The sequence below is a fragment of the Gordonia sp. 852002-50816_SCH5313054-c genome (genome assembly GCF_001665925.1).
Taxonomy (GTDB): domain Bacteria; phylum Actinomycetota; class Actinomycetes; order Mycobacteriales; family Mycobacteriaceae; genus Gordonia; species Gordonia jacobaea.
Window position 1 is genome coordinate 1 of record NZ_LZTE01000025.1, and the last position, 22632, is coordinate 22632.

Annotated in this window: 18 protein-coding genes; 10 read left to right on the forward strand and 8 right to left on the reverse strand. The window is 65.4% G+C overall.

Annotation, left to right across the window (positions count from 1 at the left end; genetic code table 11):
* Positions 1-102 precede the first annotated feature (102 nt).
* Together A5788_RS02965 and A5788_RS02970 are read right to left on the reverse strand one after the other, a co-directional pair.
* Positions 103-453 carry a metallopeptidase family protein gene (locus tag A5788_RS02965; RefSeq protein ID WP_049700218.1) on the reverse strand — a complete coding sequence of 117 codons (351 nt, stop codon included), beginning with the start codon at positions 451-453 and terminating at the stop codon, positions 103-105.
* 14 nt (positions 454-467) lie between these two features.
* Positions 468-1769, reverse strand: a complete 1302-nt coding sequence (locus A5788_RS02970; protein ID WP_420841309.1) for a septum formation family protein — start codon at positions 1767-1769, stop codon at positions 468-470.
* Between the two features lie 58 nt (positions 1770-1827).
* Here A5788_RS02970 and A5788_RS02975 point away from each other — a divergent pair, with 58 nt between their 5' ends.
* The 4 genes from A5788_RS02975 (at position 1828) to A5788_RS02990 (ending at position 5438) form a co-directional block, all read left to right on the forward strand.
* Positions 1828-2223 carry an ankyrin repeat domain-containing protein gene (locus tag A5788_RS02975; RefSeq protein ID WP_049700217.1) on the forward strand — a complete coding sequence of 132 codons (396 nt, stop codon included), beginning with the start codon at positions 1828-1830 and terminating at the stop codon, positions 2221-2223.
* A 54-nt stretch (positions 2224-2277) separates the two neighbouring features.
* Positions 2278-3546 (forward strand): serine--tRNA ligase, encoded by a 1269-nt coding sequence (gene serS / locus A5788_RS02980; RefSeq protein WP_064864712.1) that lies wholly within the window; start codon positions 2278-2280, stop codon positions 3544-3546.
* A gap of 56 nt (positions 3547-3602) precedes the next feature.
* Positions 3603-4517: a hypothetical protein gene (locus A5788_RS02985; RefSeq protein ID WP_064864710.1), complete on the forward strand. Its 915-nt coding sequence runs from the start codon at positions 3603-3605 to the stop codon at positions 4515-4517.
* A gap of 66 nt (positions 4518-4583) precedes the next feature.
* Complete coding sequence (locus A5788_RS02990; RefSeq protein WP_064864708.1) at positions 4584-5438, forward strand: DMT family transporter; 855 nt, start codon at positions 4584-4586, stop codon at positions 5436-5438.
* Between the two features lie 510 nt (positions 5439-5948).
* On the opposite strand, the gene A5788_RS02995 is transcribed toward A5788_RS02990, so the two are convergent.
* Complete coding sequence (locus A5788_RS02995) at positions 5949-7676, reverse strand: glycerol-3-phosphate dehydrogenase/oxidase (RefSeq protein WP_049700213.1); 1728 nt, start codon at positions 7674-7676, stop codon at positions 5949-5951.
* Between the two features lie 85 nt (positions 7677-7761).
* Between A5788_RS02995 and A5788_RS03000 the strand changes: the two genes are divergently transcribed.
* Positions 7762-8760, forward strand: coding sequence for a sugar-binding transcriptional regulator (locus A5788_RS03000; RefSeq protein WP_049700212.1), 999 nt, complete (start codon positions 7762-7764; stop codon positions 8758-8760).
* 26 nt (positions 8761-8786) lie between these two features.
* Here the strand turns inward: A5788_RS03000 and glpK (A5788_RS03005) are convergent, their stop codons facing one another.
* Both glpK (A5788_RS03005) and A5788_RS03010 read right to left on the reverse strand, forming a co-directional pair.
* Positions 8787-10304 (reverse strand): glycerol kinase GlpK, encoded by a 1518-nt coding sequence (gene glpK / locus A5788_RS03005; protein ID WP_049700211.1) that lies wholly within the window; start codon positions 10302-10304, stop codon positions 8787-8789.
* Between the two features lie 50 nt (positions 10305-10354).
* Positions 10355-11200, reverse strand: a complete 846-nt coding sequence (locus A5788_RS03010; RefSeq protein ID WP_049700210.1) for an MIP/aquaporin family protein — start codon at positions 11198-11200, stop codon at positions 10355-10357.
* A gap of 242 nt (positions 11201-11442) precedes the next feature.
* On the opposite strand from A5788_RS03010, the gene A5788_RS03015 reads away from it, so the two are divergent.
* From A5788_RS03015 to A5788_RS03035, 5 genes are all read left to right on the forward strand, one after another.
* Entirely contained in the window at positions 11443-12201 is a 759-nt protein-coding gene (locus tag A5788_RS03015; RefSeq protein WP_049700311.1) for an IclR family transcriptional regulator, read from the forward strand.
* Positions 12198-13703 (forward strand): glycerol kinase GlpK, encoded by a 1506-nt coding sequence (glpK, locus tag A5788_RS03020; protein WP_082938011.1) that lies wholly within the window; start codon positions 12198-12200, stop codon positions 13701-13703. Before A5788_RS03015 ends, glpK (A5788_RS03020) begins: the two co-directional genes overlap by 4 nt.
* 257 nt (positions 13704-13960) lie before the next feature.
* Positions 13961-16546 carry an ATP-dependent Clp protease ATP-binding subunit gene (locus A5788_RS03025; protein WP_049700209.1) on the forward strand — a complete coding sequence of 862 codons (2586 nt, stop codon included), beginning with the start codon at positions 13961-13963 and terminating at the stop codon, positions 16544-16546.
* Positions 16547-16551: 5 nt separating this feature from the next.
* The gene (locus A5788_RS03030; RefSeq protein ID WP_049700208.1) at positions 16552-17220 is read left to right on the forward strand and encodes a hypothetical protein; all 669 of its coding nucleotides are present in this window, start codon (positions 16552-16554) and stop codon (positions 17218-17220) included.
* Positions 17221-17276: 56 nt separating this feature from the next.
* Positions 17277-18566, forward strand: coding sequence for a lipase family protein (locus A5788_RS03035; protein WP_420841308.1), 1290 nt, complete (start codon positions 17277-17279; stop codon positions 18564-18566).
* A gap of 3 nt (positions 18567-18569) precedes the next feature.
* On the opposite strand, the gene A5788_RS03040 is transcribed toward A5788_RS03035, so the two are convergent.
* From A5788_RS03040 to A5788_RS03050, 3 genes are all read right to left on the reverse strand, one after another.
* Positions 18570-19943, reverse strand: a complete 1374-nt coding sequence (locus A5788_RS03040; protein ID WP_231894230.1) for a lipase family protein — start codon at positions 19941-19943, stop codon at positions 18570-18572.
* Between the two features lie 216 nt (positions 19944-20159).
* The gene (locus A5788_RS03045; RefSeq protein ID WP_049700205.1) at positions 20160-20783 is read right to left on the reverse strand and encodes a TetR/AcrR family transcriptional regulator; all 624 of its coding nucleotides are present in this window, start codon (positions 20781-20783) and stop codon (positions 20160-20162) included.
* Between the two features lie 53 nt (positions 20784-20836).
* Positions 20837-22480 (reverse strand): Rieske 2Fe-2S domain-containing protein, encoded by a 1644-nt coding sequence (locus A5788_RS03050; RefSeq protein ID WP_049700309.1) that lies wholly within the window; start codon positions 22478-22480, stop codon positions 20837-20839.
* Between the last annotated feature and the right edge of the window lie 152 nt (positions 22481-22632).

The following is a 22632-nucleotide window of genomic DNA, read 5'->3' on the forward strand; positions in this document are numbered from 1 at the left end:
CCCCCCCCCCCCCCCCCCCCTTTTTTTTTTAATGATACGGCTACCACCGAGATCTACACTTATGCGATCGTCGGCAGAGTCAGATGTGTATAAGAGACAGCCTCAGCCCCAGCCGTGCGCGTGGAGCCAGGCGTCGTCGATGCCGAAGTGGTGGGCGATCTCGTGGATGACCGTGACGGCGACCTCGTGGACGACCTGCTCGCGGGTGTGGCACATCCAGAGGATCGGCTCGCGGTAGATGGTGATGGTGTCGGGTAAGAAGCCGCCGTAGTCGTGGTCGCGGCTGGTGAGTGCGACGCCCGAGTACAGCCCGAGGATGTGCGGCGACTCGGGGTTGTTCGGCTCGACGAGGATCACCACGTTGTCGATGGCGTCGGTCAGTTCCTTCGGGATGGTGTCGAGTGCATCGGACACCAGGCCCTCGAACTCGTCGTCGGACATGGCGACGGGCATGGGTGTACTCCTGATCAGCCCGCCGGAGCGGGGACCTCTTCGGGGTTCGGTTGGATGCCGGGCGGTAGTGGGACGGGCGTGGGCAGCACGCGGCCGGGTGGCGCCTGCGGGGGCGGTGCCGGGAGCTTGCCGTTGATCAGGAGTGTCTGTCGCGCGTCGCCGACGAGCGTCGCGAATCCACCGCGATCGGGTAGCCCGATGTAGCAGACCACCTTGCGGCTGCCCGCGAGCCAGCTCGGCTCGCTGATGACGGACCACTGAGTGTTGAGTGTGGTGGCGTCGAGCTTCTCCTTGCCGCCGAGGAATCGCTGCGCCTGCGCCGGGCAGATCCCGGCCAAGAACTTGTTCTGGTCATCGATCTGCGGCCACGGCTTACCCGACGTCCGATTTCCGAAGCGCGCAGAAAGGTCGACGATGCCGGTCGTCTGGAACGCGTGCGGTTCACTGCAGCCGACGACGGTGGCGGGCACCGTGGGGCGTCGAGTCTGCTGATCGATACCGATGCATGTGCCGGGTGGCCACGAGAACGATTGGTCGTTGTCGATGACGCGTCCCGCCACCTGGTCTGGCTGGCCGCCCTTGCCCGTCTGTTGCAATCCGCAGCGCAGTTCGCGAGCACCCTTGTCCCACTGCGCCTGTGAGGGATACATCATCCCGACGGAGAAGCGCCCCTGCGGGTCGAGCTTGCCCTGCAAATAGTCGTCGACGATGACCGGGCACTGCTCGTCGCGAATCGCGGCGAATCGCTCGGCCCCAGGCCACGCCGCGGAGTCGCCGAATTCCGATCCGGGAAGAAGCGCGGTGTTGAGCGGACCCGCCACCTCGAAGCGATGCAACTGATCGCACGCGACCTTCGACGGCTGGCCGGGCTGCCCGTCGGGCCAGTCGAGGCAGTCGCCGGCGACCGATCGCGTGAACGCGTTCTGTGTCAAACGTTCGTTCTCGCCGATGTCGGTGCTTCCGACGTTCCCGTTGTCGGTGAACGAGCCGAGAGCAAACGCGATGCCACCCGCGACGATCGCACCGATCACGATCGCCGCCAGCACCACCCGCATCGGATTCGCGGCGAGTACTCCACTCACCCCGCGTCGACGCGCCGGTTCTGCGGTGGCTGCTTCGTCATCGACGACGGGTCGCTCGGTCTCCGGCTCGTCGCTCTCTTCCGCCCCAGCCTCAACGCCCTCTTCTGCACCGATGGGCTCGAACTCTTCGGTGACCGGCTCGAACTGCTCGGTGACCGGTTCGACGTGGTCGGTCGCCGAGGGGTCGGGCGTCTCGTCGTCGGACACCTTGTCGGGATCGTCGTTCATCGGCATCCATCATGCACTTTCCGAGCGTCCGGGTGCGCCGATACCTGTGCTTAGACTCGGACGGGTGAGCGCAGAAGACCCCGAACCGAGTGCCGACGTCCAGGAATTGGCCGGACGACTCTTCGACATGGCCCGCTCGGGCGACGCCCCATCCCTCGCCGCCTACCTCGACGCCGGCGTGCCCGTTGACCTGCGCAATCAGTCGGGCGACTCGTTGCTGATGCTCGCCGCGTACCACGGCAACGTCGAGGCGGTGACGGCTCTCACCGAGCGCGGCGCCGACGTCGACCTCGCCAACGACAAGGGCCAGACACCGCTCGCTGGTGCCGTGTTCAAGGGATTCGACGACGTCGTCGCGGCATTGGTGAAGGCCGGAGCCGACCCTTTCGCGGGAACCCCGAGCGCCGACGACGCGGCGTCGATGTTCGGCCGAGCCGACTACCGCGAGCACTGGCAGTAACCGCGGCAACGTCCGCCGATCCGCCCGCCGGGCGCTCCAGTATCGTTGACAGGCGTGATCGACCTCAAAATCGTCCGCGACGACCCCAACCTCGTCCGCGCCTCGCAGCGCGTGCGCGGAGAAGACCCCGGCCTCGTCGACGTTCTACTCGACGCCGACTCGACGCGTCGATCAGCCATCGTCGAAGCCGACTCGCTGCGCTCCGAGCAGAAGGCTCTCGGTAAGCAGGTCGGCAAAGCATCCGGCGACGAGAAGGCAGCGCTGCTGGCCAAGGGCAAAGAGCTCGCCGATCAGGTCAAGGCTGCTGTCGCGCGGCAGAACGAGGCCGACGAGGCCGCGTCGAACGCGCAGCGCGCGATCTCCAACATCGTCGAGGGTGCGCCCCCCGGAGGCGAGGACGACTACGTCGTTCTCGAGCACGTCGGTCAGCCGCGCGAGATCGAGAATCCCAAGGACCACCTCGAACTCGGTGAGTCACTCGGCCTCATCGACATGGAGCGCGGCGCGAAGGTCTCCGGCTCGCGGTTCTACTTCCTGACCGGTCAGGGCGCGATGCTGCAGCTCGGACTGCTCACGATGGCTGCGCAGAAGGCCACGGCCAACGGGTTCACGCTGATGATCCCGCCGGTGCTGGTCCGGCCGGAAGTGATGGGCGGAACCGGCTTCCTCGGCGCACACGCCGACGAGGTCTACCACCTCGACAAGGACGACGATCTCTACCTCGTCGGAACGTCGGAGGTGCCGCTCGCCGGCTACCACATGGACGAGATCATCGACCTCTCCGACGGCCCGAAGCGCTACGCCGGATGGTCGACGTGCTTCCGACGCGAAGCGGGTAGCTACGGCAAGGACACACGCGGCATCATCCGCGTGCACCAGTTCGACAAGGTCGAGGGCTTCGTCTACTGCAAGCCCGAAGACGCCGCGGCCGAACACCAGAAGCTCCTCGGCTGGGAGAAGGAGATGCTCGCCGCGATCGACGTCCCGTATCGGGTCATCGACGTTGCCGGAGGCGACCTCGGGTCGTCAGCCGCGCGCAAATTCGACTGTGAGGCATGGGTTCCCACCCAGCAGACGTACCGCGAGCTGACCTCGACGTCGAATTGCACGACGTTCCAGGCGCGTCGCCTTTCTATCCGGTACCGCGACGAGTCGGGTAAGCCGCAGGTCGCCGCGACCTTGAACGGAACGCTCGCCACCACGCGGTGGCTCGTCGCGATCCTGGAGAACCATCAGCAGGCCGACGGTTCGGTTGTGTTGCCCGAAGAACTCGCGCGGTTCGTCGGTACCGACGTACTCAAGCCCAACGCCAAGACTCAGTAGCGCCGCATGACGCGTGGTGTGACGGCGACCTGTTCGCGGTGTGTGCTGGTGTCGCAATGACATTCGGAATCATCGTCGCGGTGATCGGCGCGCTCTCGTTCGCGGCGGCATCTGTCTTACAGGCGCTCGGCGCGGAGCGGGTGGCGCAGCGTGCTCAGCACAGGACCGAATTGCGTTCGAACACACCACATCCGACGCTGCGCTCCACCGCTGCGACGATGCTGACAGTGCCGTTCCTCATCGGGTTCGCGTTTGACATCGTCGGTTTCATCGCGACGATCGTGTCCGCGCGACTGATCCCGCTGTTCCTCTCGCAGACCATTATCTCTGCGCGCATGGTCGCGACCGCGGTACTCGCCGCGATCGTGCTGAAGGTGAGTCTCACCTGGAGAGAATGGGTTTCGGGGGCGGTGGTCATCCTCTCGCTGATCCTGCTCGCGATATCTGCCGGGCGCGAGGGCTCCGACTACGACGCCTGGATGGGCTGGGCGACGCTCGTCGCCGGACCGTTGCTGATCGTGATCGGCATCGTGGGAGCTCGAGTGCTCAAGCGCCGAATCGCGGCATTCGCGGGACTCATCGCGGGCGCGATCTTCGGGGTCATGGCCGTGGCTTCCCGTGTGCTGACGGGTGTTTCACCGTTGCAGCCGGGAGTGCTGTTCACCGATCCCGCGCTCTATGCGCTCCTCATCAGTGGCATCGGCGGCTTTTATCTGTTCACGGTTGCGCTGCAGACGGGGTCGGTCAACGGCGCGGCCGCGGCACTCGTCGTCGGACAAACGGTGCTTCCGGGTGCCGTTGGCATCATCTTTCTCGGCGACGTCACGCGCTCCGGGTGGGGGCCTGCCGCGATCGTCGCGTTCGTGGCCGCTGTCGTCGGCGGCGTGATCCTGGCATCGTCGGGCGCTGTGACGGCCGTCGAGAAGGCCGAGTCGGTCAACCTCCCGGCCGGCTACGGGCACGGCAGCTGATACGTTCGGCTGTCGCGTTGCCGTGACGTCGCGTTCTCGCCACGCGGATGATGAATACTGAACCGCATGGTCATCGGCATCGTTGCCGCGATTCTCGCGGCGTTGGCGTACGGCACGGCGTCGGTGCTGCAGGCGCGAGGTGCGCAGAGCGTCGAGGATGGCACGGTCGGGGCCGCGCCGTCGTTGCGTTCGACGGTCACCGCCATGCTCACGGTGTCATTCCTGCTCGGGCTGGCGCTCGACGGGATCGGCTTCGCGGGAAACCTGGTTGCGGACAGGCTCATTCCGCTCTTCCTCGCGCAACCCATCGTGAGTGCGAACCTGGTTGTCACCGCGGTGTTGGCGACGTTGGTCCTCGACGCTCGGCTCAGTCGTCGAGAGTGGACCGCGGTGGCCGTCGTGGTGATCGCGCTCGTCGTGCTCGGTATCGGTGCGGGCGAGGAGGGCCACCGCGACCACAATTGGCTGCACTGGGCACTGCTCGGGGTGGGTGTCGGGCTCTTCGTGGCGGTCACCGCCGTGACCAGAGTGATTCCGAGGGGAGTCGCCGTTGTCGCGGGACTCGGCGGCGGTGCGCTGTTCGGTCTGATGGCCGTGGCGATCAGAATTCTCGACGGCGTCGACCCGTTCGACGTCGGCGCGATCCTCACGGACCCGGCCGCGTACGCGGTGGCGATCTGCGGGGTGGGCGGGTTCTATCTGTTCACCGTCGCGCTGCAGACCGGGGCGGTCAGCGCCGCGGCGGCGTCGATCGTGGTCGGCGAGACGGTGGTCCCCAGCGCGCTGGGAATTGCTCTGCTCGGCGACAGCACCCGTCCCGGCTGGGCGGTGCCGACGCTGATCGCGTTCGCCGCCGCGGTGAGCGGAGCGATCGTCGTCGCGACGTCGTCTGCCGTCGAGGCGACGGAGTCCGCGGTGTGACTCGGGAGTGGTTTCGACTCGGGTGTTCGCTGCGCTCACGCCCGCTCAACCAGCGGGGGGCACGCCGCTGATCGAGCCAACCCGCTGATCGAGCTTGTCGAGATCACCTGCCGCGGCGAGTGGTTTCGACTCGGGTGTTCGCTGCGCTCACGCCCGCTCAACCAGCGAGGGCCAGCACCGCTGATCGGGTTGGCCACCGCTGATCGGGCTGACTACCGCTGATCGAGCTTGTCGAGATCACCTGCCGCGGTGGGGGTGGTTTCGACTTGGGTGTTCGCTGCGCTCACGCCCGCTCAACCAGCGGAGGGGCCAACCACCGCTGATCGAGCTTGTCGAGATCGCTCGCTGCGCTGGGTGTGGTTTCGACTCGGGTGTTCGCTGCGCTCACGCCCGCTCAACCAGCGGGGGGCACGCCCGCTCAACCAGCGGAGGGGCACCACCGCTGATCGAGCTGCTCACCGCTGATCGGGCTGACCACCGCTGATCGAGCTTGTCGAGATCACCCAGCGCTCAGACGCTGGCCGTGCTGGCGGTCACCTGCACGCGGTGGGCGTCGTTGAGATTCTCGACGGCGGCCTCGATTTCGGCGGCGCGCTGCTGGCCGTCCCAGCCGAGGATCTCGGCCATGGCGTCGCCGAGCTCGGTGAGTACGGCTGCGGTCACTCCGCCGACGAAGGCCAGATCGGTTCTGCGCAGCAGGATGTCGCTGATGTGCACGGCCTGCTCGGTCTCGATCATGTAGCGCAGCTCGGCGGTCGAGAGTCCGCTGGCGGGCAGCGGGGCGTCGGGGCCGGTGGTGATCGCTGCGATGACCTCGCTGGCGCGGGTGCCGTAGCGGGTGAGCAGCTCATCGGCGCGGTCGGCGGGTACGTCGCCGCGTCGGCTAGCGACCCATGCTCGACGCTGCGCGTCGGTGGTCGGGTAGTCGCGGCCGCCGCCGATGGGCAGTCCGACGGTCGAGACCTGTCGGGCAGCGCCGAGCAGCTCCATGATGCGATCCGACAACTGCTCGCCGAGGGCGCGGAACGTGGTCCACTTACCGCCGACCAAGCTGAGCACCGGAACCGAAACCCCGGGCAGCTCAGTACGTTCGACGTTGTAGTCGCGCGAGACGAAGCCCGGCGTCGTGTCGTCGTGGCGGGGCAGCGGGCGGATGCCGGAGAACGAGTACACGATGTCATCGCGGGAGACGGCGATATCCGGGAACACATGCTTGATGAGATCGAAGAAGTAGTCGATCTCGTCGTCGGTGCACCGCGTCGGCGTGCTCGGGTCTGCGTCGATGTCGGTGGTGCCCACCAGGACTCGGTCCTTGAGCGGGTAGATCAGCACGATGCGACCGTCGGAGTGCTCGAAGAAGATCTCGCGCCCACGAGTGGCCTCGACGAGGTCGGGGTGATCGAGAACGATGTGAGATCCCTTGGTGCCGCCCATGTACCGGGTGTCGCCGCCGAGCGCGTCGTTGGTGAGGTCGGTCCACGGACCACTCGCGTTCACGATGACCTCGGCAGACACGGTGAACTGTTCACCGCTGACACGATCGGCGAGCACCACCTCGCCGTCGCGAATCGCGATGGCTTCGACGTGGTTGGTCGCACGGGCGTGCGGGCCGGTGGCCAGGCCATCCTTGAGGACGTCGAGTGCTAGACGCTCGGGATCGTGCACTGAGGCGTCGAAATAGGTTGCGGTATAACGAATGCCGGAGTTAAGTCGGGGCATGTCGGCGCGAGCCTTGTCGCCTGCGCGGAACTTGTGACGTGGCACCCGGCGCTTACCGGCGCCGGAGAAGGCGTCGTACATGACCAGTCCGGCCTTGATCAACGCCGCGCCGCGCTCGTTGGGCTTGCCGGTGTTGTGCGTGAGAAAACGCCTCGGCGCGTTCAGGATTCCGCTGAACGTCGAGAAGATGGGGACGGTGGTCTCGAGGGGCTTCACGTAGTGGGGTGCGATCTCGAGCAGGCCGTTGCGCTCGTGCACCGACTCACGGACGAGCCGGAACTCGCCGTTCTCCAGATAGCGGATACCGCCGTGGATCATGTGGCTCGACGCCGACGACGCGCCACTGACCCAGTCGTCGCGCTCGACGAGCACGACGTCGATGCCCTGCAGTGCGAGGTCGCGGAAGGTGGAGATGCCGTTGATGCCGCCACCGATGATGAGGACCTGTGCCGACGGGCGCTCGGTGAGCGTCGCGACGCTTGGCCGGAGCGGTGCGGTCGAGGTGGTGTTTTCGGTCATGATTCCATCCTGATGGTCTCTGCACATAAGAGCAATACTTCTGCACATATGTGCACGGGTGGGTTTTGCTGGTAGAACGTGTGGGGTGGAAAGAGTCGCGGCCGACGATCCGAAGCGCAGTGCGCTCGCAGTGCGTGCGGCGCATCTGTACTACATGCAAGACCTCGACATGGCAGCCATCGGTCGCGAGCTGGGGATGAGCCGGTCGTCGGTGTCGCGACTGCTGAGCTTCGCCCGCGCGACCGGCCTCGTCGACATCACGATCCACGCGCCGGCGGGTAGAACCGGCGAGGTTGCCGACGAGTTCGGCCGACGCTTTGGTGTGAACGCCTCGGTCGTGCCGACGACCGCGCAGATGTCCGACGCCGACCGACTCGAGCGCGTCGGGCAGGAAGCCGCGCGATCGCTGGGCAGGATGTTGGAGGCCAATACGACGCTCGGTATCGCCTGGGGCGCCACGATCAGCGTCGTCAGCAGACATGTTGTGCCAAAGGAACTGTGGAACACGCAGATCGTGCAGCTCAACGGTGCGGGTAACCCGACGAGTTCGGGAATCGACTACGCCAGCGAGATCCTCCGCAGATTTGCCACGGCGTATTCGGCTCGCGTGGAACAGTTCCCGGTGCCCGCGTTCTTCGACGACCCGAACACCAAAGTCGCGCTGTGGCACGAGCGCAGTACCAAGCGAGTCCTCGACGTCCAGCAGACGATGAACGTCGCGCTCTTCGGGCTCGGTGCCCCCGACGCCGACGTCCCCAGCCACGTCTACACCGGCGGCTACCTCGAGCCCGCCGACTTTGCGTCGCTGCGCTCCGAGCGAGTCGTCGGCGACGTCGCGACGGTGTTCTACCGACACGACGGCAGCGACGCGGGGATCGAGTTGAACAAGCGGTCGTCCGGCCCGGACCTGGACGTGATCCGGGCCGTCCCCCGTCGTATCTGTGTGGTGTCGGGAGAGTCGAAAGCCGCTGCGACAGAAGGTGCTTTCGCAGCGGGACTGATCACGGACATCGTGCTCGACGAAAACCTCGCCCGACTGCTCATCCACCGCGACACGACGCACCATGTGCGACGTGGCGGGTGAATGGCAGCCGGGCAACGGTGACATCGTCAGTCCACATCGACCCAGTCGAGGGTGCGCTCAACGGCCTTGCGCCACTGCTTGTAACCGGCTTCGCGCTGGTTCTCGTCCCACTCCGGCTCCCACCGTCGGGCTTCATTCCAGTTCTCGCGTAGTTCGTCCGTGTTCTTCCAGACCCCGACGGCCAGCCCGGCAGCGTACGCCGCGCCGAGTGCCGTTGTCTCGGCCACGACCGGTCGGCTGACCGGAACGCCGAGCACATCGGCCTGGATCTGCATACACAGTTCGTTGGCGGTGACGCCGCCGTCGACCTTCAGAACATCAAGCGTCACACCGGAATCGGCGGTCATCGCCTCGGTGACGTCGCGCGTCTGGTAGCAGATCGACTCCAGGGTGGCACGCGCGAGGTGCGCGTTGGTGTTGAACCGCGAGAGTCCAACGATCGCGCCGCGCGCATCCGACCGCCAGTACGGAGCGAACAAGCCGGAGAAGGCAGGCACGAAGTAGACGCCGCCGTTGTCGTCGACCTGGCGGGCAAGTGCCTCGGATTGTGATGCGCCACTGATGATTCCGAGCTGATCGCGCAGCCACTGGACGGCGGAGCCGGTCACCGCGATCGAGCCCTCGAGTGCGTAGACGGGCTTCTCCTCGCCGAGCTGATAGGCGACGGTGGTCAACAATCCCGACTTGCTCCGCACGATGTCGGTGCCGGTGTTGAGCAACATGAAATTGCCTGTGCCGTAGGTGTTTTTGGCCTCACCGGGGGCGAAGCAGACCTGGCCGACGGTCGCCGCCTGCTGGTCGCCGAGCACGCCGGTGATGGGAACCTCGCCTGCGAGCGGTCCGGTCGACTCGGTGACACCGAAGGCCTTGGGGCTCGACGACGGCAGGATGTCGGGAAGCATCGCGCGCGGAATGTTGAACAGGGACAGCAGTTCGTCGTCCCAGTCGAGGGTCTCGAGGTTCATCAGCATGGTGCGGCTCGCGTTGGTCACGTCGGTGACGTGTTCGCCGCCGCGATAGCCGCCGGTGAGATGCCAGGTGAGCCAGGTGTCGGTGGTGCCGAAGATGGCGTCGCCACTTTCTGCTGCCTCACGGACGCCCGGCACGTTCTCGAGGATCCACTGGATCTTGCCGCCTGCGAAGTAGGTGGCGGGCGGAAGTCCCGCCTTGTGGCGGATGGTGTCGCCGTGTCCGTTTCGTTCCAGTGCGCTGGCGATCTTGTCGGTGCGGGTGTCCTGCCACACGATCGCGTTGTAGTACGGGCGTCCCGTTCGACGGTCCCAGACGACGGTGGTCTCGCGCTGGTTGGTGATGCCGAGGGCGGCAAGGTCGCTCGAGGTCAGTCCGGCTTTGCCGAGTGCAGTCTGGATGACGGCCGATGTCCGCTCCCAGATCTCGACCGGGTTGTGCTCGACCCAGCCGGCGCGGGGGAGGATCTGCTCGTGTTCGAGTTGGTGGCGGGCGACCTCGTTACCGGCGTGGTCGAAGATCATGAATCGGGTGCTGGTGGTTCCCTGGTCGACGGAACCGACGAAATCTGGCATGGGTGTATCTCTCGTTCTCGATGAAGTCAGGTGTCAGGTGATGAGTGTGTTCAGTGTCGCGCGCTGATGTGCTCGGGTTCGGTGGGTTCGGAAACACCGATCTCCTGGCTGTCGTCGCCCTCTGTCGGGAGGAAGCGTTCGATGCCGAAGACGAAGATCGCCCCGCCGAGTAGTCCACCGATGATAGGCGCGACGATCGGTATCCAGAAGTAGAGTTCCGGACCGTTCGCGGAGTACATCGCGTCGCCGTATCCGGTGATCAGCGACGCAAGTCGTGGACCGAAGTCACGGGCAGGGTTGATGGCGTAGCCGGCGTTGGTGCCCCATGCCATACCGATCGCGACGACGAGGATGCCGATGATCAGCGGCGCCATGTTGCCGAGCGGAGGATTGTTGACCACGCAGGTCAGGGCAAAGATGACGGCGACGAGGATCGCGGTGCCGACGATCTGATCGATGAATGCGGTGGTCAGCGAGACGCCGCTGCCCGGGGACGTCGAGAAGATTCCCTGAGTCGCCTTGGTGTGGTCGGGGTCGATCGCCCTGATCTGGTCGGCGTAGGTGTAGCGGACGATCAGGGCTCCGATGAACGCGCCGACCATCTGCGCAGCGATGAACGGTGCGACCTTGCGGCGGTCGAAGCCCTTGAACGCGGCCAGGGCGATGGTGACGGCGGGGTTGAGGTGCGCGCCGCTGAGGCGACCCGCGACATAGACGGCAAGCGCGACGCCGAAGCCCCACGCGAATGCGATCGAGTTGTGGTCGCCCGCACCGAGCGTCTTGGGGAAGCCTCCGCAGACGACCTGGGCTACCACACCGCAGCCGAACAAGATGAGGATCATCGTGCCGATGCATTCTGCGGAGAGTTCACCCACCAGCGGGGTTTTCTTCGTCATGGTTTCACTCCTTTGTGACCGGCTCGATGTCCTGATGGTGTTGTCGGTACCAGCCGGATGGAGGAAAAAGTAAGCCGAGACTGTGACCCAGATCAATGATTGTCGTTCGACAATGTCGAACGAAGGTCGGCCATTCTTGATCGCGAGGAGTGTAAGCGGCCGTAAAGTCGAGCAAACGGAGCACGTTCACAAGGCTCACGGGACCAGTTGTAGGACCAGTGGGACTCCAGGGAGGAGGCAAGGTGCCGGGACCAATCCAGTCGATCCAGCGCGCCGCTGCCGCGCTCGACCTGCTCGAGCGCAGTCCGCGGTCGTTGTCGCTCCGTGAGATCGCGGCCGAGTTGGGCCTACCGAAGGCGACGGTGCACGGCATCCTCGGCACCCTTCTCGATATCGGCTATGTCGATCAGGACGAGGACGGCTCCTACCTCACGGGCGTGCACCACAACGGCTCGCCGTCGAATCTCGACGGCAACGTGTTGCGGTCGGCGGCGATGGGGTGGTGCGACACCCTGGCGGCGATGCTCGACATGCAGGTCTGGCTCGAGGTGCTCGACACCGACGCCGCTGTCGTCGTGCATCACGTCTTCAGGCCCGACGACTCGCCCCAGCGGATGCGCGTCGGCGAGCGCGTGCCGCTGCACGCATCGGCTGGCGGCAAGTTACTTCTTGCGTACTCGCAGAATCGGGATCGGTTGTTGCGCAACATGATTCTGGACAGGTTCACCTCGGACACGGTCGTCTCCCGCACCGAGCTCGCAACCGAAATCGCCACCGTGCGTCAAACCGGACTGGCCACCGAACACGGCGAATACGAACGCGGCAGCGCGGCGACGGCCGTCCCCGTACACGGTCGCAGGCCCGGTGAGATCGGCGCGCTCGTCGTCGTCGGACCGCCGTCGACGATCTTCCGGTCGGGCACGCTGCCGCGCAACGTCGTGATCGATCAGATGCGACAGGCCGCGACGTCGATCGACCGGGAGTTGGGTGCTGCGCGGTGAGCGTGAAGGCCAACGACGGCTCGGTCGTCGCCGCGATCGATGTCGGCACGACGTCGTCGCGCTGCATGCTCTTCGATAGGCACGGCCGCATGGTCTCGATCGCCCAACTCGAGCAGAAGCAGTCGTTCCCGCGGCCCGGTTGGGTGGAGCAGAACGCGCACGAGCTGTGGGTCAACGTGCAGAAGGTCGTACCCAAGGCGCTGGCCCTCGCCGGCCGGACCCCGTCGGACGTCGTGGCGCTCGGCGTTGCCAACCAACGCGAGACGACGGTCATCTGGGATCGCCGTACCGGCCGCCCGCTCGCCCCCGCGATCACCTGGCAGGACACGCGTACCGGGCCGATGGTCGACCAACTCGGCGAACATGCCAGCGAGATCCGCGACGTGACAGGACTCGACCCGGCGACCTACTTTGCCGCGCCACGTCTGCGCTGGCTGCTCGACAACATCGGCGGCGCGGAAGCGTCGGCCCAGCACGGCGAGGTCTTGTTCGGGACGCTGGAGACCTGGCTCATCTGGAACCTGACCGGTGGCCCCAAGGGCGGCATCCACATCACCGACGTCACCAACGCCAGTCGCACCCTGTTGCTCGATCTTCGACGACGCGACTGGAGTTCACGAATGCTTCGTCTCCTCGACATCCCCGAGGCGATGATGCCGCGGGTCGTCGGCAGTAGCGAGGTGTATGCCAAATGTGCCCGCGTCCTGCCCGGCGTGCCGATTGCCAGTGCCCTCGGAGATCAGCAGTCGGCATTGTTCGGCCAGACGTGCTTCGCTCCCGGTGACGTCAAATGTACCTATGGCACAGGCGCTTTCGTGCTGATGAACGTGGGAACGTCGATTGTCCCGTCGGCGCGTGGCCTCGTGCCCACCATCGCCTACAGCCTGCCGGGCGAGGCTCCGGTGTACGCACTCGAGGGTCCGATCGCGATGACGGGCTCGTTGGTGAACTGGTGCCGAGACCAACTCGGTCTGATCGATACCGCGCCGGAGATCGAGACGCTCGCGCGCACCGTCGACGACAACGGCGGCTGCTACGTGGTACCCGCCTTCTCCGGACTGTATGCGCCGCACTGGAATTCGGAAGCGCGAGGGATCGTGACCGGGCTGACGTCGTATGTGACGAAGGGTCATCTCGCCCGCGCGGTGCTCGAGGCCACCGCGTGGCAGACGGCCGACGTCGTCGAAGCGATGCGCGACGTCGCTGGGATACAACTGCAGCGGCTGGCCGTCGACGGTGGGATGACGGCGAACAACCTGCTCATGCAGCACGTCGCCGACGTCCTCGACGTTCCTGTCATCAGGCCATTCGTCTCCGAGACGGTGTCGCTGGGGGCGGCATACGCCGCGGGACTGGCCGTCGGGTACTGGGACGATCTCGATTCGCTGCGGGAGAACCGCCACGTCGCGGCGTCGTGGACGCCGTCGATGGACCCGCAGCGCAGGCGTCGGGAAGCCGCGGGCTGGCAGTCGGCGGTGCGTCGAGCGCTCGCCGACGTCTGAGCGCCGAGACGCGATCGAGATGCGGCGGTGTCGGGTGCATTGCAGATCTCGTGGCAAAGCTTCGACATAGCGGCTAACGTCGAAACAGAGGTTCCTCTTCGCGTGACCGGGACGGGCGATCGACGTCCCGGGAGTTCCGTTGTGTCGGCTCCGGCCACGTCGCTGCTGCCGAGACATCCGCATGGCTACACGAAAACTGCGCGTGCCCTCCTGAATTCGTGCTCAGTGAAGTCGCGCCCGAGTGAAGTGAGGAAGCTTTGTCCGAATCATGGTTTGGTAGCGACCCTTTCAGCAGCAACGACGCCTTCGGCGACATCTTCAACAGGTTCTTCGGCAGCAGCGGAACCCGTCCGCAGGTACAGCGCGTCGACGTCAACCGATTGTTCAGCGACGACACCAAGCGACTGGTCTCGGTGGCCGCGCAGGCAGCCGTCGAATGGGGCAACGCCGAGATCACCCCCGAGCACCTCCTGTACGGCGCCACGCAGGTCGAGCCGTCGCGTTCGATCATCGAGCAAACCGGCCTCGACCCGGAAACCGTCGCCTCACAGATGCAGGCGATCTCGTCGGTCGACGGCGGCGGCACCAGCGACGAGAGTCCCGGTCTGAGTCCCGCGGCGCGGCAGGCGCTGCGCAATGCGCAGCAGCAGGCGGCTCGTGCGAACGTCGGCTACGTGGGGCCGGAGCACGTGCTCCTCGGTATCGCGATGTTGCCGTCGGACATCCCGGCTGCGCGAGTGTTGAAGGGCGGGGCGGGAATCGAGGAGGGACGCAAGGCCGAGGCCAAGCCTGCAGCACAGTCGGACACCCCGACACTCGACGAGTACGGGCGCGATCTCACTGAACAGGCCAGGGAGGGCAACGTCGACCCCGTGGTTGGCCGCAACGACGAGATCGAGGAGACCATCGAGATCCTCTCGCGGCGTCGGAAGAACAACCCGGTGCTGATCGGCGATCCCGGCGTCGGAAAAACGGCGATCGTCGAAGGTCTCGCGCAACGCATCGTCAACGGCGACGTCCCGTCGACGCTCGCGGGGCGACGCGTGATCGCGCTCGACATGAGTTCGATGGTCGCGGGCGCCAAGTATCGCGGCGAGTTCGAGGAGCGGCTGACCAAGGTGCTCGACGAGGTGCGGGAGCACTCCGACGAACTCGTCCTGTTCATCGACGAACTGCACACCATTGTCGGCGCCGGATCCGGCGGCGAGGGTTCGATGGATGCGGGCAACATGCTCAAGCCTGCCCTCGCCCGGGGCGAGTTGCACACCATCGGCGCGACCACGATCGACGAGTACCGCAAGTACATCGAGAAGGATGCGGCGCTCGAACGTCGCTTCCAGCCGGTGATGATCTCCGAACCGTCCGTGGACGACACGATCCAGATCCTCGAGGGCCTCGCCGACGTCTACGAAGAACACCATCAGGTGCGGTACACGAAGGAATCCCTCGTCGCCGCAGCCGAATTGACCGACCGCTACGTCACCGACAGGTTCATGCCCGACAAAGCGATCGACGTGATCGACCAGGCGGGTGCGCGAGTCCGGTTGCGTACCAAGACTCCCGACCCCGAGACGCGAGAGTTCGAGGAGGAGGTCGCTCGCCTCGAACGCGAGAAGGAATCGGCCGTCGCCAACGAAGACTACGAGCGCGCGAACCAACTCAAGACCGAGATCGACGAGAAGCGCGCGAATGCCGGTGCCGCGGGTCAGTCGCCGACGCCGGAGGTGACCGTCATGGACATCGCCGAGGTGGTGTCGAGGCAGACCGGAATCCCGGTGTCGGAGTTGACCACCGAGGAGCGCGAGAAGTTGCTCGGCCTCGAGAACACACTGCACGACAGGGTGATCGGCCAGGACAAGGCGGTGACCGCGGTGGCCGAGGCGGTGCGCCGGGCGCGGGCTGGACTCTCCGATCCCAACCGGCCGATCGGATCGTTCCTCTTCCTCGGCCCGACCGGCGTCGGCAAGACGGAACTCGCGAAAGCCCTTGCCGCAGCGGTCTTCGGCGACGAGGACCGGATGATCCGCTTCGACATGAGCGAGTTCCAGGAGAAGCACAACGTCGCACGACTCGTCGGTGCGCCTCCCGGATATGTCGGATACGACGACGCCGGTCAGCTCACCGACAAGGTTCGCCGCCAGCCGTATTCGGTGATCCTGTTCGACGAGATCGAGAAGGCGCACCCGGACGTGTTCAACGTGTTGCTGCAGTTGCTCGACGACGGCCGGGTGACCGACGGTCAGGGTCGCACAGTCGATTTCAAGAACACTCTGGTGATCATGACGAGCAACATCGGTTCGGATCTCATCCTCAACGCACCCGACGGTGACGTGGAGAAGGTGGTCCCCGACGTGATGGATCTGCTGCGGCAACGATTCCGTCCCGAGTTCCTCAACCGGATCGACGAGACCGTCGTGTTCGATCGACTCGACAAGACGCAACTACGCCAGATCGTCGACCTGACTCTCGACGGGACACGACGCATGCTCAAGTCGCAGAGCATCGGGCTCGACGTGACCGACGCCGCGAAAGATCAACTCGCCGAAGAGGGTTACCAACCGGAGTTCGGTGCGCGCCCTCTGCGCAGGTTGATTCAGAAGCAGCTCGACAACGAGCTGTCGAACCTCGTGCTCAAGGGTGCGGTCGAACCCGGCGACACCGTCGTCGTCGACGCGGGAGAGCCGAGGCTCACCCTGTCGGTGAAGAAGGATGCGGCGGCTCAGACGCCTGCCGACGAGCTCGCTGAGGCGCCCGCGCCGTCCGCAGAACCGGCGACGACTGATACGTCCGCTACCAAGGAATCCCAACAACCAGCCGCATCCGGTGCGGCACAGGAGAACTGACACACGTGAACGCTCACAACCGCAAGACACGCGACGCGATCCTCGGACATCCCGCTCCGCGCGACATCGAGTGGACGCAGTTCATCAACATGTGGGAGGACGTCGCGGACGAGGTCGAGCAGGAGCACGGCGACCGTCTGTCGGTATCGCTCAACGGGCATCGCGAAGTCTTTCACCGCCCGCACGACGGGCGCGTGTCGATCGAGGACATCGAGCTCGCTCGCCACCTGCTGGCTGCCAAGCCGGAGGACCAGGGTGAGGGAGATCTGGCCGTGGTCACCGTCGACGCCAAGGGAGCGCGGATTCTGTCCTACGACCTCGACGAGGTGAAGGTCACCGACGCCGCGGAACAGGTGCGCGACAAGCAGTCCGTCGCGCGTCACCTGCGGACCGTCGAACGCGCAACCGGCCGCGACGACGAGAAGGAGCTCGACGCCTTCTTCAAGGAATTGTCCGGATCGATCAAGCTCGATCTGAAAGACCGTTCGTTCGTTCTCCTCGGGCACGGGAAGGGCAAGGCCGACGTCGCGGAGCAGTTCTCGAAGTGGTTGGCAGAACACGACAAGTCTGTCTATGACCGCATTCTGGGCGTAGCTGCGATCGACCTGTCCGCTGCGACCGACGCCGATATCGAGCAACGCGCAATCGAAGTGACCCGCGGGGGCGTCGTCTGATCGGCGTCTTGGTGGATCGTGCTGCGCGGATGGTGGCGCTGTTCTAGTTTGAGCGGGTGCGCAGAGTAGATGTGAGTCGACGGTCGGTGTTGGTACGAGCGGTCGTCGTCGCGCTTTTGTTGTCATTGTCGCTGCTGGGGTACTCGGGGTATTCGGCGGGTTCGGCGTCGGCGGCACCCCCGTCGACCGGGCAGGCCGCGAGTCCCGCTCCGGCGCCAACGGTTACGCCTGCGAACGACCCGTTCTACACCCCGAGCGAGCCGATCGGTGGGCTGCGGCCCGGCGCGGTGATCTCGTCGCGTGTGGTGACGCTCGGCACGAACGGCACGAGCCTGCCCGCGACGGGCACACAACTGCTGTACCGGACCAACGATGCCTTCGGGGCGCCGTCGTCGACGGTCACCACGATCATCTCGCCGCCGGGCAGCAGGCCGGGAACGCCGCGACGCATGATCTCGTATCACGAGTTCTACGACGCGCTCGGCAGCCAGTGCGATCCGTCGTACACGCTGCGCGGTGGCAAGTCATCGTCGAGTGCGGTCGATGTCACGATGATCGCGTCGATGGTCTCGGCAGGCTACACGGTGGTGGTTCCCGACTACGAGGGTCCCAACATGCGGTGGACCATCGGAAAGGAGTCGGCGCACGCCGCGCTCGACGGAATCCGTGCGGCACAACGGTTTCTGCGCGCCCCGGCCTCGACGCCGGTCGGCCTCTACGGCTACTCGGGTGGTTCGATCCCCACAGGATTCGGTGCTGAGATCGCACCGTCGTATGCACCTGAGTTGAACCTGGTCGGTGCGACGGCCGGCGGCGTGCTGGTCAACCCGGCACACAACCTCGCCTATGTGAACGGGACCACGCGGTGGTCGGCGGTGATCCCCGCACTCATGAGCGTCTACGACGAGACGTACGGCATCGGTATCGATAAGTACCTGTCGCCGAAGGGTGTTCAGGTTCTCGGCGACATTCGTGGTGAGTGCATCAACAACTTCCTCGGCAAGTACCCGAATCTGACCGATTCGTCGTTGCTGCTCCCGCAGTATCCTTCGCTCCTCGACGTTCCGGGTATCCCCGCAGCGATCAAGGCGAACGTGATGGGTTCCCTCGGCACACCTCGAACACCGATGATGCTCGGCGTCGGAGACAAGGACGGTCGAGGTGACGGGGTGATGCTCACCGCCGATGTGGTCGGGCTGAGCAGAAGCTACTGTGCGCGTGGACTTTCCACGTCGATCCATGTGTACCAGGGACTCGACCACGCCGAGGCGCTCGCGCCGTGGACCGGCGACGCGTTGGCCTACCTCAACGACAGGTTCGCCGGTCGGCCGGCGCCGCGCTGCTGACGGTCAGGGGTGCACCGGGTTTCGGCCGAGTTGCTGCCCCACGAGCGCCGCGAGGTTGTTGCCGACGAGGTTGACGAAAGCGGGCCAGGTGTCGGGGTTGAGTGCCATCGTTCCCTGGTCGCTCGTAGAACATCCGCGTCGAACGGGCTTGCCGTCCAGGCGATCTGCCATCCAGACGACTGCAGGAGCGAAGCCCTCGACGGCCAGCGTGATGTGCTCGCTGAAGTGGTCGCGCGTGTACTGTATGTCGGCTCCCGGCGTTGCGCAGTAGGTCTTCACGAGGGTGTTGACCGGACCGACCGGGGCTATCCAGTCGGGATTCGATTGGTAGATGAACATCGGGAAGGTCGGAGTGTTGCGCCCCATCTTCAACTCGTTCAGCACTTTTCGTGGTGCCGGGTAGTCCAGTGGGTCGCCGGGGACATCGATCAATCCCTTGATGTTGAGGAACGGGGCGAGCGCCGCCTGGTAGGAGAGGCACAGCGGATTCTTGCCCTCGATGAGCGCCTTGCCCAGCGGGTTGGTATGTGCGCGTAGGAAAGCCGCGAGCTCTGGGTACTCGCGACTGACACCGATCACGCCGGCGAGGATGAGGCCGGACGCCGCGTTGTTGTTGGCGAGGTCGACGAGCGCGCGGATGTTCGCGGGCACACCACCTTCGGCTGCCCCGACGATCGGCAGCTCGGGAGCATAGGACTCGTGAAGCTCCGACGCCCAGCCGGTCGCGATCGCACCACCGGAGTAGCCCATCAAACCAACTCGCAGGTCGCGCTTTAGTCCCAACGGCGTGAAGTTCCGTGCACCCCGAATCGCATCAAGGGTGATACGCCCGGCGAGAGGGCCTGCGGCGAAAGCGGAATCGGGTCCCTGATGGTCGGGGATCACCACCGAGTAGCCGGCCGCGACAAGCGACGTGATCTGGAGTAGTTCAAATGTGGAATCGACCGAGCCGGTCAGGGTTCCCGGAATCGAGGCCTGCTGCAATGCATACGACGGCGCGCAGTACTGCGCCGTCGAGTCCTCGGCCGACTGCCACGAGATCAGCTTGGACGGACCGGGTTTCGCCTTGCCGCGGGGTTTGAGCACGGTGGCGACGGAGGCGATGGGCTCGCCGCGAGTGTTGGTCGAGCGGAAGGAGTACTGCCAACTGTCGACGTTCAACGGAAAGATCGAGAGCGCGGCCAGGTTGACCCGTCGAGCTGCGATGAGTTCGCCGGGCTGCTTGGTGGCCACGGTCTGCGCGGGTGGCGAGTAGAAACTCTTGTCGAACTCGGGGATCGCCGGCGGTACGGGGAAGGGGAGCGCCGGCGCGACCGGCACCGCCGACGCCTGCCCTGCGCCGGATATCAACGCTCCCGCAATCAATCCGAGCGCCATCAGTGCCGCAACCTCGACCGTCCACACACGTCTGACTGCGTGACCTGTTCCCCGACTCACCTGGATGACTCCTCGCTGCCAATGAGTGAGACACCGACGTCTCACTGTGGGGAGAAGCTACTCCAGTGTGGTGTGGCACACAAGATCGGCGCGGAGTTGGTCAGATCTCGACAGCGTCGGTCAGGTCTCGACAGGCTGGTCGGATCCTCAGAGGAGTCAGATTTCGGCGAACGCCAGGAGGACGTCGGCGAGAAGTTCAACGACGTCGTCGATCGACTCGGGATCGGGGGAGAGGCTCCAGCGGTGCACGATCGCGGTGAGTGCGCCGACGAAGGCGATTCCGAGCTGATCGGTGCGTGAGTCGGTGGGCCTCCCCGCGAAGGTCGACATCGCGGCCACGAAGTACGACACCCACTCGTCGCGGCCGTCGAGTCTGTGCTGTTCGACGCGCGGACTGACTCCGACGATCTGTGCGAACGACACCTCGGCACGCCGGGGGTCGGTGCCCACAGAGCGCATGTAGGCGCGCATCGCAGCGGTTGCCAAGACGTGCGTGTCACGAGAAGTGCTCTCCGACAACGCGGTTGCGACGGCATCTCGGGCGGCACCCTGGATTTCGTCGTAGAGCGCGACGAGGAGTTCTTCGCGGTCGGAGAACAGCTCGTAGAACTGTCGACGCGACAGACCTGCTTCTCGGCAGATCGACGTCACCGACGACTTGGCGTAGCCGACGGAGGCGAATTCGCCCAGTGCCGCGTCGAAAAAGCGTCGACGCCTCTCTGCCAGCCGGTCGGCGACAGGACGCCCGGCGTACGTGCGCTGGCCCGGTTCGGTTGTCACAGTTCTGTTGTCACGGTTCGTATGTCACGGTTGAGTTGTCACGCTCAGGACTGTCACATTGCGTCAATGTGCTTGGAGCGCAACTCATGTCCCTTCGACGTCAGGCAGCGCCCCGACGGAAGGTCCCACTGCCAGCCGTGCAGATTGCACGTGAGCTTCTCGCCCTCGATCACACCGAACTTGGAGAGGTCGGCCTTGAGGTGCGGGCAGCGGCGTTGAATTTCCCAGCCGTCCTTGACGATCGACGCCGAGTCGTCGTGCGCTTCGGAGAACCAGCCGTCGGCGTATGCGATTCGCTCGTCGGTGAGGCATTTGAAGAAGGTGTAGAGGTACTCGTTGTAGCCGCCGATGCGCCACGTGGTGAACCGCGTCGACAAGAAGATGGTGTTGACCCAGTCGGGCTCTTGATCGCGCAGCACCGTGCGCACCAGTTCGGGGGCGATGCGGAAACCGTAGCGGTACTTGCCTTCTCCCTCTTTCGGCTCGCGCACGATGCGGTTGGGGAAGTCGAGGACGACGGTTTGTGCCTGCGGGTGGTCGGCGCCGTCCTTGCTACGGAAATCCGGGGTGATGACCAGGCCGACCGGGTACCCGATGCCGTCGCAGATCAGGTCCGACTGCACCATGATCGGCTCGAACAACTCGCGGAGAGGTTCGAGGAGCGACTCGCCGTCGTCGACTGCCCAGGTTTCCTTCTGTGCGGCGATGACCGGTGCGAACTTCTCCTTCATCTGCTCGAGGTACGCCTGCTTGTTCTCGCCGAACACGTCGTGCGGGGCGTACGGGTGGCTGACCTCGTCGAGCGTCGAACCGGTGAAGCGGGCCGTCGATCCCGACACCATCATCAGGCCGCGGTGATGCTCGCCGTCGTCGGTGCCGTGGATGACCATCTGCTCGAGAAAGGTCTCCTGGTCGGGGAAGATCGACGTCACGTCGCCCGGCCGTGCGTTCTGGGAGGGATCGTCGATCCCGGAGCCGAAGTCGTTCAGCTCGAACAGGTCGTCGTCGAGGAACATCGGTGGGCCTGCTGTCGGGATGACCCACGTCGCCCCGACCTGCTCGATGTAGGAGCGGGCGCGGTCCATGCCGCGCTGACGCTTTTGCGCGGCGAAGTTGGCCTTGGAGCGCTTCGGGATGTCGTAGACCATCGGGTACCAGATGGCGCCCGAGTACTGCAGCATGTGGACGTCGACGTGGCCGAACTGCTCGGCGATGACGTCGAGGTCGATCGGTCGGGCGTCGTTCATGTTGAACGCGGTGGTCTCGCCGTCGGAGACGACGAGGCCGGAGTCGCCGATCGGGCCGTCGGCGGGTGCGCGCAACGCGATGATCATGATGTCGAGGTCGCCCTTGGGGCCGCTGACCGTGGTCTTGACCGAGTCGGTCGTCTCGACGAACTTGGTGAACCCGAGCTTCTCGAGCTCGCGCTTGAGGTCGGGGACCGGGTAGTCGGGGAGCAGGACCGTCGCGTCCTTGCTGACGTTCTCACGCAGGTTGCGCTCGTCGAAATGGTCGAGGTGCAGGTGCGAGACGTAGAGGTAGTCGCACTGGCCGAGCGCTTTCCAGTCGAGTTCGGAGTTGTCGGGGAACGGCACCCACGACGCGAAGTACGTCGGGTTGGTCCAGGGATCGCAGAGGATCGAGCCTGCGTTGGTCTGGAGGTGGAAACCGGCGTGTCCGATACTGGTGATCTGCACGTGGGGCCTTTCGTGTTCGCGCGGGGGCTGAAGTTCTACGGGTCGCGCGGTGGAGCTCTCGACCATCCAATCTATCGACTGCGTGCAACTCGCGTCATGGGGCTTCGGTACCGTTCTCGATCGCTGTGACAGGGCGCACTTCCTCGTATGTG

Coding starts and splice junctions, on each gene's coding strand:
- A5788_RS02965 (WP_049700218.1), bottom strand. CDS start 453: ATGCCCGTCGCCATGTCCGACGACGAGTTCGAGGGCCTGGTGTCCGAT.
- A5788_RS02970 (WP_420841309.1), bottom strand. CDS start 1,769: ATGCCGATGAACGACGATCCCGACAAGGTGTCCGACGACGAGACGCCC.
- A5788_RS02985 (WP_064864710.1), top strand. CDS start 3,603: ATGACATTCGGAATCATCGTCGCGGTGATCGGCGCGCTCTCGTTCGCG.
- A5788_RS02990 (WP_064864708.1), top strand. CDS start 4,584: ATGGTCATCGGCATCGTTGCCGCGATTCTCGCGGCGTTGGCGTACGGC.
- A5788_RS02995 (WP_049700213.1), bottom strand. CDS start 7,676: ATGACCGAAAACACCACCTCGACCGCACCGCTCCGGCCAAGCGTCGCG.
- glpK (WP_049700211.1), bottom strand. CDS start 10,304: ATGCCAGATTTCGTCGGTTCCGTCGACCAGGGAACCACCAGCACCCGA.
- A5788_RS03010 (WP_049700210.1), bottom strand. CDS start 11,200: ATGACGAAGAAAACCCCGCTGGTGGGTGAACTCTCCGCAGAATGCATC.
- A5788_RS03040 (WP_231894230.1), bottom strand. CDS start 19,943: ATGGCGCTCGGATTGATTGCGGGAGCGTTGATATCCGGCGCAGGGCAG.